The organism is Hymenobacter defluvii, from assembly GCF_017589435.1.
GTDB classification, from domain to species: Bacteria; Bacteroidota; Bacteroidia; order Cytophagales; family Hymenobacteraceae; genus Hymenobacter; species Hymenobacter profundi.
Map to the genome: position 1 here is coordinate 259,972 of NZ_JAGETX010000002.1, position 12,401 is coordinate 272,372.

Consider the following 12,401-nt stretch of genomic DNA (forward strand, 5'->3'; position numbering starts at 1 on the left):
TATATTAAATTTACAAATTCGGGAATTTCTCATTGCCTGCTTTCTTTTTTGAAAGGCCGAAATCTTATACAATAATCTTCGCTATGGCAGATGTCACATCTACTTTTTCTACGGCTCGCTGGTCCCTACAAGGGCAGGTAGCCGTTGTTACGGGGGCTTCCAAAGGAATTGGGGCGGCCATTGCGGAAGAGTTACTGCGATTAGGCGCCGCAGTGCTGGCCGTAGCTCGCACCGCACCAGCGCTGGAACAGCAAGTGGCCGATTGGCAAGCGTCTGGACTCGATGCGCACGCGCTAGCCGCCGACGTTAGTCAGGCGGAGGGTAGGCAGCAGGTGCTGGATATGGTGCGTGAGCGGTGGGGCCGACTGCATATTCTGGTCAACAATGTGGGCACCAACATTCGCAAGCTCACGGTAGACTACAGCGCCAGCGAGTTCCAATTTCTGCTGGCTACCAATCTCGAATCGACGTTTGCGTTGTGCCAGGGTGCCTACCCGCTGCTACAAGCTGCCGAGGGGAGCAGCGTGGTGAATATCTCGTCGGTGGCGGGGCTGCGGCACGTGCGCACCGGCTCTATCTACGGCATGACCAAGGCCGCCATGGTGCAGCTTACCCGCAACCTGGCCGTGGAGTGGGCCGCCGACCGCATCCGCGTGAACGTGGTAGCGCCGTGGTATATCCGCACGCCCCTGGCTGAAACAGTGCTCCGCAACCCAGATTTTCTACAAAGCGTGCTCGACCGCACCCCCATGCGCCGGGTAGGCGAGCCGGAGGAAGTAAGTGCGGCCGTGGCTTTCTTGTGCCTACCCGCCGCCAGCTACATCACTGGCCAGTGCCTGAGCGTGGATGGCGGCTTTGAGGTGAATGGTTTCCAATAATCACGGATTAGAGCGGATTAGTCGGATTTTGCAGACGATTCTACCTGTCATCCTGAGCGGAGCGAAGGGCCTTATGACCGCAGAACGAGTCGTTGATACGATAGTCGTTCTGCGGTCATAAGGTCCTTCGCTCCGCTCAGGATGACAGATAGTAATAGTAGAAAACTCCTCAGCTTTTTAAAGCTGACAGCGCTTTTTCGTACTGTGCCAAGGCCGTGGGCTCGGTGGCTAGGTAGAGGAAGGGCTCAATCAACTCTAATTCCATCAGCACCAATTCGCCGTCGATTTCTACCCCGTCTACGCGGACGTAGAGGCAGTCGGGGGCAAACTGGGCCACAATGGCATCGGCGGTGCGGCGCAGGTGTTCCGGCGCGGGCCGTGCCTGAATGCCGCCGCCTAGGTAGTGCTGCACCCGAAAATCACCGGACTTGGGGGTTTTCAGCACGCAGTGGCTGTACTCGCCACCTAAGTATACCAACGACCACTCGCCCTGCTCTTGAATCTGGGGTAGGAAGGGCTGCACCAGAAAGTCTTCGTGCTGGAGCAGCTCGTTGAGGTCAGGCGTACGGATAGAAGACTCGCCGCGCAGCAGTGCAAACGTATTTTTGGCGCCGCCACTCACGGCTGGTTTCACCACCAGGTGGTCGGTTTGCAGCGCGGCGTGGGCGGCTTCGGCATCAAAATGACTGCCGCGGGGTAGCCATTGGGTAGGCACAATGCGCACACCGGCCTGCTCCATGTCGCGCAGGTAGCGCTTGTTGGTGTTCCAACGCACTATGGCGGCGGGGTTCAGCATGGGCACTTGCAGCTGCTCCATCCGGTCCAGCCACTCATAGAATTCCTCAATGCGGTCGAAGTAGTCCCAGGGCGATTTCAGGAGCACCACGTCGTATTTTTCCCACTCCACGGCCGGGTTGGTCCACACGCGGGGCTCTACGTGGTGGCCTTGCGCGCGCAGGTAGTTTGTGAGTAGGCTGTCTTCGTCTTCTACATTGGGCGCGGCATATTGAGCCAGGATGTCGCAGGTAACTAAAGCAATATTCATCGCAGATTGTGCGGATTAAATGGATTTCGCGGAGGGTTGAGGGTAGGGCGCAAGGTGTTGGTGTAGAATGTCATTTCGACCAACGGGAGAAATCCCGCATGCAGCGCTAACCTCAACTGACAAAGATTACTGGGAGCACGCGAGATTTCTCCCGTTGGTCGAAATGACGCGCTGTAGGCATACCTACCGTTTCGCTCCCAGGTAGTCGGCGGCGAGGGTGGCTAGCGTCGTTACGCCCAGCGTCAGGCCGCTTTCGTCTACGAAAAAGTTGGGGGTATGATGCGGGGCCGTATCCGCTGGGTTTTTCCCTTTGGGCATTCCGCCCACAAACACAAACAAGCCGGGCACCTTCTCCTGGAAGTAGGCAAAGTCCTCGGCGCCAGTTACGGCCTTCTGTTCCTGCACGTTGCCAGCACCCGCCACGGCGCGCAGGGTAGGCGCCATTTGCGCGGTCAGCTTCGGGTCGTTGTAGGTCACGGGCGTGTAGTTCACGATTTCCACCTCGGCGGTAGCGCCGGCGCTGCTGGCAATGCCGGTAGCAGTGCGGCGCACATCGGCCCACAGTTTCTGCTGCATGTCTTTGTCCAGGGTCCGGATGGTGCCCGTCAGCTCCACTTGCTCGGGAATGATGTTGTTGCGCACACCGCCGTGCACCATGCCCACCGTCAGCACGGCCGCATCCTTGGTCAATTCTGTTTGGCGGCTGATGATGGTTTGCAGGCCCAGAATAATCTGCGCGGCCGTCACCACGGGGTCCACGCTCAGCCAAGGGTAGGCCCCATGCGCCGACTTTCCTTTCACTTTGATGGTAAACACGTCGGCAGCGGCCATTTCGCCGGTGGGGCGGTAGCGCAGATTGCCTACCTCCGTTTGGGCGTTGATGTGCAGACCGAACACGGCGTCTACCTTGGGGTTCGTCAGCACGCCTTCCTGCACCATTAGCTTGGCGCCGCCGGTTTCGCCGGGTAGGGAACCTTCCTCAGCGGGCTGAAAAATGAACTTCACGGTGCCAGGCAGGTCTTTTTTCACCTGGCTTAGCACTTCGGCTGCGCCCAGTAGCATGGCCACGTGCGTGTCGTGGCCGCAGGCGTGCATCACGCCTACGGGCTGGTTGTTGTAGGTGGTCTTCACCTGCGAGGCGAAGGGTAGGCCGGTGGTTTCCGTTACGGGCAGGCCGTCCATATCGGCGCGCAGGGCTACTACGGGGCCGGGCTTGCCGCCGCGCAAAATGCCCACTACCCCGGTGCGGGCCACGCCGGTTTGCACCTCAATGCCCAGCTTTTTGAGGTGGTCGGCTATGATGCCGGCCGTGCGGGTTTCCTGGTTGCCCAGCTCGGGATGCTCGTGGATATCGCGCCGCCAGGCAATCACCTTGCTTTCTTCCTGCGCCGCCAGCTTGGCAATACGGGCATTGAGGGCAGCGTTTTGGGCCAGGGCCGGCAGGGTAGTCAGCGCCAAGGCGGTAGTGAGCAGCGTAGAAAAACGAGGCATAGGCAGTGGATAGAGGGCATGAAAAAACGTCCTAAAGTACGCCGATGGCACCACTTTCGCATACCTGCTTTCAGAGTGTTATTTTTGTACTGCACCTACCCTTTTATAGTGCGAAGCTCCTTCTCGCATGCTCGTTTCTAGTTCTCCCGCCACTACCACACCGGCGCGCCCGCTCACTTGGTCGGCAGCTCGATACCATCCTGCCTTCCGCCTGCGGCTGCTTGTGGTGGTGCTGTTGTTGCTGGGTATTTCCTACGCGCTGCCTTTCTTCTTTGCCTTCATTCAGGCGCGGCCGGGTACGGTGCTACCCGACCCTCTGCTGGACGCCCTACCCGCCCGCGACGTATCCGCACCTACTTTTGAGGTTATTTACCTGAGCATTGCAGTGGCGTTGGTCTACCTGCTGCCTCGCCCTCTCTTGTTGCTACAGGCGCTGTGGGCCTATGCCTTGTTACACTTGCTGCGCGTAGCCACGCTGTGGCTATTCCCCCTGGAAGCACCTGCCCACCTGCTAGTGCTACACGACCCAGTGGTAGAGCGTTTCTTCTACGCCTCACCTACTCCCATCACCAAAGACCTGTTCTTTTCGGGACATACTGCCACGTTGGCCCTCCTGTCCCTGGCAGTAGGTAGGGGCCGGCTACGCCGAGTGCTGGCCGTTCTAACAGTGGTTGTAGCCACATTAGTGCTAATACAGCACGCACACTATACCTACGATGTGCTGGCAGCTGTGCCATTTGCCTTCGGCTGCTATTACCTGGCGGGGAAAGTGGTGAAGTGGTAAGTAAAAATCGCCTGTCATGTTGAGCGTAGCGGAGGATCTTCTCATGGTAGAACGATAAGTGTAACAACGACTCGTTCAACTGGCAGAAGGTCCTTCGCAAGCTCAGGATGACAGGCGCTTTTTACTTACCACTTCATAAACTCACTACTCACTACTTCCTACAAATGCTTCTCGTAGATACCGGCCGCAATCTTCTCTGTCAGCGACTTGGGTACGAAGCTGGTGAGCGTGGCGGAAATCTTATTGAGTGCCCCCGGAATCAACTCGGCCTCGCCGACCAGTAGGGCCACTACGGCGGCTTTGGCTACCTGCTCCGGCGTCATCGAGACCTTATTGGCCGTGGCTTGCAGGGCGTCGTTCATGCCGGCTCGATTGGCAAAGTCGGTGGTGGTAGAGCCGGGGCTGAGGCAGGTGACGGACACCGGCGAGTTGCGCAGCTCGTAGCGCAGGCCGCGACTGAAGCTGAGCAGAAACGCCTTGCTAGCTGCGTAGAGTGATAAGGTAGGCACCGCCTGGTAGGCCGCGGTACTGGCCACGTTCAGGATGTAGGCCTTGGGCTGGCGGCGCAGAACGGGCAGCAGGTGGTGCGTCAGTTCCACGGGCACTTGCATGTTTAGGCGCAGCATCTGTTGCTGCTCATCCAGGCCTAGTTCTTCAAATCTACCCCACAGTCCGTAGCCAGCATTGTTCACTAGCACAGCTAGTTCCGGCGCGGTAGCAGTGGCCCATTCCGCCACGCGGGCCGGACCATCGGCCGCGGCCAGATCGGCGGCCAGCACGTGCGCCTCTACCCCAAACTGCTGGCGCAGGGTAGCGGCTACTGTTTCCAGAGCCTCTTCGGAGCGCGCCGTGAGTAGTACATGGTAGCCGTGCCGCGCCAACTCGGTGGCAATGGCCTGCCCAATACCCCGCGAGGCGCCGGTAATAAGTGCCGTTTTCATAGGATTATTTTTGGTGGTATCCTGCCAATTACGCGTAAACCGTCATGCTGAGCGCAGCCGAAGCATCTCTACCGATAGTAATTCATAATGAATAGAATTAGCACTGCGATAGAGATGCTTCGGCTGCGCTCAGCATGACGGCCTTGTAGTCCTTACGCTACTTCACCAAATGCAGAAAGCGCAGGTAAAACGGCGTAGGACTTTCCTCGTTTTTGGGCTCGTACTTGCCCGAGATAATAGGAATGTACATGACACGGCGGCGCGACACCTCACCTACCAGCGGCGAGCGGGCCACGCGGTGCCACATGCGGCCGTCGTGCACGGTCAGGTCGCCGGGCTCGGTTTCTACGGCTATTTCGTTGGGGTCAGAGTCTACGTCTTTGTAGTATTTCTTACGAAACAGCATTTTGCGCAGGCTCTGCGTGTGTGTACCTACCAGCAGGCGCAGGCCGCCATTGGTAGCCGGCGTGCCATCGAGGTGCACACCTACGTTCAGCATCGGACCAATGCGCTTGCCGTAGAACACGTCGCGCAGAGAATCGGTGTGCCAACCCATTTGCGAGAACTCGGAGCCCGTTACGTTCACATAGTGGTTGATGACAAGGCCGTCCTTCTCGTTTTCGCCGATGCGCCCGCCGGGAGCTTCCAGCAACGGAAACAGCGCTTCTAGGCGTGGGTCTTTCAGGAACTCGCGCAGTACGGGGCTGTGGTGTGAGGCGAAAGCAAACCGCTGCACAATGGGCTGGCCATCCACATCCTTGCCGTATTTGATGGGCACGCCGTTTACTTTCTCTACCCCCTCGGCCAGCCATTTGCTCTGCACGTCTTCCGACGCGCGCAGCAAATCCTGCACAGTATCGGGGGTCAGAAAAGGTCGAAAATGCAGAAATCCATACTGCCGAAAAAACTCCAGTTGCTCCGTGGTCAGCGTATTACCTAAAGTGAAGCGGGGATAATTCTGAAGAGATGACATAAGGCAAAGTAGAAACAACACCCCCTGCGGGGTAGGCGGCAAAGATACTCACACAATCGTAGCCGTCAGATGCGGACATAAAGCACAAAAATCAGAGATTGTTTTGAGCGGGTTACAATAAAGCTTTATTGCGCAGCATGAAGATGGTATGAACAGCATCCGCTCGCGGACAGTCGCCTATATCAACTTGTTTCAGCAACGCGCTCTGCGCATCTGCAATAAGAAGTAGTCTTTCAGCGTAATTTACTTTACTACTGCTATATATCACGCCTCTATGCTACCCCTACCTATCCTTGACGTGCATCTGCAAGCCTGCTCTGAAGACTGGCAGCAAATGACACCAACGGCCCAAGGCCGCCACTGTGCCCACTGCAACCACGAGGTAATAGACTTCACCAACAGCACCGCCGCCGACCTGGCCGCCGCCCGCGCCGCCTCGCCCGATGGCCAGTTGTGTGGCCGCTTCCGGCAAAGCCAGTTGGCCGCGGCTCCGCAGCCGCGGCTGCGCTCCAAGCTGCGGCGGTTTCTGGTGGCGCTGGTGCTGGTGTGCGGATTGGGGTTGTCGGGTAGGGAAGCGTGGGCGCAGGTGAAGTCTACCACTACCAAGCAGAGCTTCCAACCAGAAGTGCTAGGTATGTATGTGGAGAAAATGCCTGAATACCCCGGAGGAGATAAAGCACTTCGACAATTCATTGCAAGCAATGTCCGCTATCCACTAAGTGCCACTCAATCAGGCCGAATTTGGGTTAAATGTCGAATAACCAAATCAGGTACAGTTGACAGTATCCGGATTGAAAGGGGCTTATCTCCTATTCTAGATGCTGAGGCAATACGCGTTATACAACTCATGCCTTGCTGGACCCCAGGCGAACAAAATGATATTCCAGTAGATGTTTATTACACCATACCAATCACTTTTACGTCATCCACTTCCTCAAAAAACAGAAAATAGTTTTCTACTTAAGCCTACTCAGACCTATGCCTACTTCTCTACCACGCCCGTTGCTCGGCGCCCTCACTCTCCTCGGTTTCTCAGCGTTACTCATCCCTGCTGCGCGTGCTCAAATGGCTACCTCAGCGCCCAATGCCGTGTCGCCGCAAAAACCAAACACATCTATGCTGGATGGCGATAAAATCTATACGTATGTGGAGCAGAAGCCCGCCTACCTGGATGGTGGTATGGATGGGTTGCAGTCGTTCATAACCAGCCACGTGCACGGCGGCGCGGCTAGCGGGCCCATGTCCGTTGTTACGTTTATCATTGATAAAACTGGCCACGTGCGCCGACCAGCACTAGGGCCTACCGCTGCCGAATCGGAAGAAGCCGTGACGCCCGCCTTAGCCGAGACTTTCCGCACCATTGGGCAATTTCGGCCGGGTAGGCAGAACGGTAAGCCTGCAAATGTTCAGTTCACGGTGCCGCTTGTGAAGCGCGTGAAGGTTAGTAAGTAATGACCTACCTGTCGTCATCCTGAGCAGCGCGAAGGACCTTATCACGCTGAACAATATCGTGCGAACGACTCGTGCCAACGTAATAAGGTCCTTCGCGCCGCTCAGGATGACAGCTGATTACTGCTCTCCGCCCAGCACCCTACTTCCTTGCCGCACCCGCGCCAGCTTGGCTTCGATTTCTTCCAAGCCCAGGTTGTGCACGCTGCCCAAGTGACTGGTTTGAAACTCCTTGTGTGGCACGTAGCTACCCTCGTTCACGGCGCGGCCTACCTGCTGGTAGGCTTCGCGGAAGGGCGTACCGGTTTGGATAAGCTGGTTGATATTCTCTACTGAAAACACGCCGTCATACTTGTCTTGGGTCAGCAGGTTGGGCTTGATGCGCAGCTGGGGTAGGGCAAACAACACGATGTCCAGAATATCCAGGAACTGCGTCATGGGCTCGAAGAGCAGCTCCTTTAGAATCTGGAAGTCGCGGTGGTAGCCGCTGGGCAGGTTGCTGATGGTGAGCGTGATGGTATTGGGTAGGGCCTGCAAAGCGTTGCACCGCGCCCGAATTAGCTCGAATACATCGGGGTTTTTCTTGTGCGGCATAATGCTGGAGCCCGTGGTGAAGGCGGCCGGCAACTCCACAAAAGCCAGATCCTGCGAGTTGTAGAGCACCAGATCGTAGCTCATCTTAGCGAGGGTAGCGGCGCACCCGGCCAGCGCGAAGGCCAGCGTTTTTTCCGTCTTGCCGCGCAGCATTTGGGCGCCCACGCTGCTCACGGCCATGTTGCCGAAGCCGAGTTCCTGCGTAGTCTGCTGGCGGTTGATGGGGAAGCTGCTGCCGAAGCCAGCGCCGGAGCCCAGCGGGTTTTGGTCGGCTACGGTGTAGGCGGCTTCGAATAACGCCAAATCCAGCAGCAAGTGCTCAGCATACGCCGAAAACCACAGCCCGAAGCTGCTGGGCATAGCGGCCTGAAAGTGCGTGTAGCCAGGTAGTAAATCGGCTTTGTGCACTTCTGCTTTTTGCAGCATCACCTCCGCCAGCTGCACGATTTTAGCCGCGGCGCGCTCGGTGTAGTCCTTCAAAAACAACTGAATAGCCGTTAGCACCTGGTCGTTGCGGGAGCGGGCGGTGTGAATCTTCTTGCCCGCGTCGCCGAACTTCTCCGTGAGGTAGGACTCGATTTTGGAGTGCACGTCCTCAAATTCGTCCTCAATGGTGAAGGTGCCGGCTTCCACCTGATCGGCCAGTTCCGTGAGGCCCTGTTGCAGCTGCTGGTTTTCCTCCGACGTGAGCAGGCCTACCTGCGCCAGCATATTGGCCTGCGCCTTGGAAGCCAGCACATCAAACTTGGCCAGATACAGGTCCAGTTCCCGGTCTTGACCAATGGTAAACTGCTCGATTTTGGCATCTACAGGAATGCCTTTTTCCCAGATTTTCATATTCCTAAAAGGTAAAACTAGCTTCTAGTTTTTAGTCTCTAATTCTAGTCCCTGCAACAGCTCTACGTAGCCACGCACCCCGCCGCGAATCTCGCTTAAATAAATAAACTCGTCGGGGGTATGGGAACGGGCCGAGTCGCCGGGGCCTACTTTCACCGTCGTAAAGGGCATCATGCTTTGGTCGGAGAGCGTGACGGAGCCGAATGCTTTCCTACCCAGCGCCAACCCACGCTGCACCAACGGGTGCTCCAGGGCAATGCGTGAGGAGTTGAGGTGGGTAGAGCGCGGCGTCACCTCGGCACCTACCATAGCACGAATAATATCGACTACTTCCTGATTGGAATACAGCTCATTCGTCCGCACATCGACCACGAACGTGCAACGGTCGGGTACTACATTATGCTGGGTGCCGGCCTGAATTTGCGTGACGGAGAGCTTCACTGGCCCCAGCAGCTCCGACACGCGGGAAAACTGGTAGTTGCGAAGTAGCTGAATGTCATCCAATGCTTTGTAGAGGGCATTGTCGCCTTCCTCGCGGGCGGCGTGGCCAGTGCGACCGTGCGCTACGCAGTCCAGCACCACGAGGCCCTTTTCGGCAATGGCCAGGTCCATCTGCGTCGGCTCTCCTACAATGCCCAAGTCGATGGTGGGGAGTAGGGGCAGCAGGCGACGGATACCGTTAGCGCCCGATACTTCCTCCTCCGCCGTGATGGCGCAGAGCAAGTTGAAGGGCAACGGGTTTTCCTCAAAGTAGAGAAACGTCGCCAGCAAGCTCACGGCGGAAGCGCCCGCGTCGTTACTGCCCAAGCCGGTGAGCTTGTCGCCTACTACTGCGGCCCCGAATGGGTCGGCGGTCCAGGAGGCGCCGGGCTTCACGGTGTCGTGGTGGGAGTTGAGTAGGACCGTTGGGCGGCCCTCCTGCCAGTGGCGTGACATGGCCCACACGTTATTGGCGTCGCGGTGCACTTCGGTACCGTGTGCTTGCAGAAACTGCTTTAGCAGCGTGGCCGTATCCGCCTCCTCCCGCGAGTAAGATGGTGTGCGAATCAACGCCATCAGCAGTTGAATGGCTTCCTCGGTCAACTGGTCTACTAGCTTTGGCATAGCACAGTTTTCACGGGTTCGTTGATTTTCAACGCGTTTTCGATGATGACCTTTTCTACCCCTGCATCTAAGGCGGCAAAGGCATTTTCCAACTTCGGCAACATACCGGCCGCAATAGCGCCGCTGGCTTTCAGCTCCTGAAACAGCGCGGGCGTGATTTGCGGAATCACCGAGCTGTCGTCGTGCACGTCAGCCAATACGCCGTCTTTCTCGAAGCAAAAATGCAGGGCTACCTCATAGAATGGTGCTAGTGCACGAGCCAACACGCTGGCAATGGTATCGGCGTTGGTATTGAGCAGTTGTCCTTGGCCGTCGTGGGTGATGGCGCAGAACACGGGCGTGAGGCCCGCACCAAGTAGGGTTTGCAGTAGTGGCGTGTTCACGCTCTGATCGGTCAGGTCGCCAACGTAGCCGTAATCGACCGCGCCTATCGGTCGGCGGGTGGCGCGCAGCACGTTGCCATCGGCACCGGAAAGGCCTAGGGCATTGGTGCCATGCTCCTGAAGTAGGGCCACCAGCAGCTTGTTGGTTTTGCCAGCATAGAACATCGTCACCACATCCAGCGTGGCGGCGTCGGTAATGCGGCGACCGTTTACCATCTGGGGCTCAATGCCGAGGCTTTGCAGCAAGGTACTAGCGCCCTTACCACCACCATGCACCAGCACCTTCAGGCCGGGTAGGCGGTGAAACTCGGCTACGAACTGGTACAGCTTCTCTGGATCGTCCAGAATGCCGCCGCCTATCTTTACTATTTTCAGTTGTTCTTTCATGGAAGAGATGCTTACGTTACCGGTCCGACGCCGGTAGTCGCCTGACGGGATTCTGCTGAACGAGCTTCGTACTGACGGCTGTCATTAGAAACCGGGTAGAGAGAGTAAGTAAAGCGTCGTGTCGAGCTTGTCGAGACATCTTACGTGCTAACGTCCGCAAGCAGTTTTATCCTTTAGCAAGGCATTTACTATCTGATATCAGCGCGCAAGATGTCTCGACAAGCTCAACATGACGCTCTTGAGTAGCTTTATATTTATGAGCTGCGCGGTGCAAGCAACAGTATCGGCCAGGTAAAATTTTGTCTTTAAAATGAACTGCTACAGCTAGCGTGTGTTATATAGCTGCAACCGAATAGTCCTATTCGGAGCACATACGTAACATATTGGTTACGTGCACTTGCCAGTACTCAAAAGCGCTTTGGCGCGTTACTTGCTCAAACTTTATTATCCCAATGTGATTTTTGCAACACTGACAACCCCTTGATTAAGAATTGGTTAATTCCACAACCAACGAGGGTAAATTTCAGTAAAAGCTTGCAATATCCTTTACGGGGTTTATGTTTGCAAAAATTTTCCGCTGTGCACCTAACCTGCTCGGTAGCCGGCCGGAAACAAACTCAACCGAAATGATGCGACGACGGGTGTAGGACAGTTATTCATGCGCTGATTATGGGTCTTCTGGCGACCCAGTCAGCCCGGCTACCAGCATGTGCTAGCCGGCTATGGAAGTCCTACCCGAGTACCCGTCCCGCCGGCCCCGGTTGCCTAAAACTGCCTTTCTCGGCAGCAACGGCTCTCTTTTCGCAATCCTGCTTTTCGAGACATTTTGCCTACCCCTGCGTAGGCAAGCATCGCCGTATCTCCATGAACTTACGCGTCGCTACTTTCGCCGACATTCAATATGTTGACACCCTTTGCCAATGGTACGTTGAGTCGGCCAAGACGCGGGGCACTGGCATCGCCAAGCGCGAGCCGAATTACTTAATCAAGAAAATCCAGAACGGTGACGCCATCATCGCCTTCGTAGAAGGTGAGTTGGCCGGCTTCTGCTACATTGAGACGTTCGACGACGCCAAGTTTGTGGTGAACTCGGGCCTGATCGTGAACACCGAGCTGCGTAAGGAAGGCCTGGGCCGTGCCATCAAGCACGAGGTGTTCAAACTCTCGCGCACGAAGTACCCGGCAGCCAAGATTTTCGGTATTACCACCAGCGCTGCTGTGATGAAAATCAACAGCGAGCTGGGCTACCGCCCTACCACCTTCCCTGAGCTTACGCAAAGCGACGACTTCTGGAAAGGCTGCATGAGTTGCAAGAACTACCCCATCTTGCAGGAAAACGAGCGCAAAATGTGCTTGTGCACAGGCATGGTCTACGACAACCTGAAAGACCAGTACGGCAAGATTGCGCAGGAATCTATCGAGATTCTGCGGTAGCGTGACCCCACCCCCGGCCCCTCCCCTCCGGGAGAGGGGTGCGTTCTAGGGGTGAAGCTGTGAAGAGCAAAAGGTAAATTATTCACTGCTCACAACTTCAC

At 56.6% G+C, this 12,401-nt stretch carries 12 protein-coding genes; 5 read left to right on the forward strand and 7 right to left on the reverse strand.

Features of this window, described 5'->3' with window-relative positions; all coding sequences use genetic code 11:
- Positions 1 to 83 precede the first annotated feature (83 nt).
- A complete protein-coding gene (locus tag J4D97_RS05190; RefSeq protein WP_208306663.1) occupies positions 84 to 878 on the forward strand; it encodes an SDR family oxidoreductase in 795 nt (264 codons plus the stop codon).
- Positions 879 to 1,047: 169 nt separating this feature from the next.
- On the opposite strand, the gene J4D97_RS05195 is transcribed toward J4D97_RS05190, so the two are convergent.
- Both J4D97_RS05195 and J4D97_RS05200 read right to left on the reverse strand, forming a co-directional pair.
- On the reverse strand, positions 1,048 to 1,923 hold the full coding sequence (locus tag J4D97_RS05195) for an ATP-grasp domain-containing protein (protein WP_208306664.1): 876 nt from the start codon (positions 1,921 to 1,923) through the stop codon (positions 1,048 to 1,050).
- Between the two features lie 183 nt (positions 1,924 to 2,106).
- Entirely contained in the window at positions 2,107 to 3,414 is a 1,308-nt protein-coding gene (locus J4D97_RS05200; protein WP_208306665.1) for an amidohydrolase, read from the reverse strand.
- Between the two features lie 127 nt (positions 3,415 to 3,541).
- Between J4D97_RS05200 and J4D97_RS05205 the strand changes: the two genes are divergently transcribed.
- The gene (locus J4D97_RS05205) at positions 3,542 to 4,198 is read left to right on the forward strand and encodes a phosphatase PAP2-related protein (RefSeq protein WP_208306666.1); all 657 of its coding nucleotides are present in this window, start codon (positions 3,542 to 3,544) and stop codon (positions 4,196 to 4,198) included.
- A 158-nt stretch (positions 4,199 to 4,356) separates the two neighbouring features.
- Here the strand turns inward: J4D97_RS05205 and J4D97_RS05210 are convergent, their stop codons facing one another.
- Together J4D97_RS05210 and J4D97_RS05215 are read right to left on the reverse strand one after the other, a co-directional pair.
- Positions 4,357 to 5,139: an SDR family NAD(P)-dependent oxidoreductase gene (locus tag J4D97_RS05210; protein ID WP_208306667.1), complete on the reverse strand. Its 783-nt coding sequence runs from the start codon at positions 5,137 to 5,139 to the stop codon at positions 4,357 to 4,359.
- 157 nt (positions 5,140 to 5,296) lie between these two features.
- Positions 5,297 to 6,112: a phytanoyl-CoA dioxygenase family protein gene (locus tag J4D97_RS05215; protein ID WP_185281587.1), complete on the reverse strand. Its 816-nt coding sequence runs from the start codon at positions 6,110 to 6,112 to the stop codon at positions 5,297 to 5,299.
- A 298-nt stretch (positions 6,113 to 6,410) separates the two neighbouring features.
- Between J4D97_RS05215 and J4D97_RS05220 the strand changes: the two genes are divergently transcribed.
- Positions 6,411 to 7,064, forward strand: a complete 654-nt coding sequence (locus J4D97_RS05220) for an energy transducer TonB (protein ID WP_208306668.1) — start codon at positions 6,411 to 6,413, stop codon at positions 7,062 to 7,064.
- A 26-nt stretch (positions 7,065 to 7,090) separates the two neighbouring features.
- Entirely contained in the window at positions 7,091 to 7,564 is a 474-nt protein-coding gene (locus tag J4D97_RS05225; protein WP_208306669.1) for a hypothetical protein, read from the forward strand.
- 117 nt (positions 7,565 to 7,681) lie between these two features.
- Here the strand turns inward: J4D97_RS05225 and argH are convergent, their stop codons facing one another.
- Genes argH through argB form a run of 3 tightly spaced genes read right to left on the reverse strand, consistent with a single transcriptional unit; the run spans position 7,682 to position 10,866 of the window.
- Positions 7,682 to 8,992 carry an argininosuccinate lyase gene (argH, locus tag J4D97_RS05230; protein WP_208306670.1) on the reverse strand — a complete coding sequence of 437 codons (1,311 nt, stop codon included), beginning with the start codon at positions 8,990 to 8,992 and terminating at the stop codon, positions 7,682 to 7,684.
- A 24-nt stretch (positions 8,993 to 9,016) separates the two neighbouring features.
- Positions 9,017 to 10,096, reverse strand: a complete 1,080-nt coding sequence (locus tag J4D97_RS05235; RefSeq protein WP_208306671.1) for a M20 family metallo-hydrolase — start codon at positions 10,094 to 10,096, stop codon at positions 9,017 to 9,019.
- Complete coding sequence (gene argB, locus J4D97_RS05240) at positions 10,084 to 10,866, reverse strand: acetylglutamate kinase (RefSeq protein WP_208306672.1); 783 nt, start codon at positions 10,864 to 10,866, stop codon at positions 10,084 to 10,086. The genes J4D97_RS05235 and argB overlap by 13 nt, the downstream gene beginning before the upstream one ends.
- Positions 10,867 to 11,730: 864 nt before the next feature.
- Here argB and J4D97_RS05245 point away from each other — a divergent pair.
- Positions 11,731 to 12,300: a GNAT family N-acetyltransferase gene (locus tag J4D97_RS05245; RefSeq protein WP_185281594.1), complete on the forward strand. Its 570-nt coding sequence runs from the start codon at positions 11,731 to 11,733 to the stop codon at positions 12,298 to 12,300.
- The last annotated feature ends 101 nt before the right edge of the window (positions 12,301 to 12,401 follow it).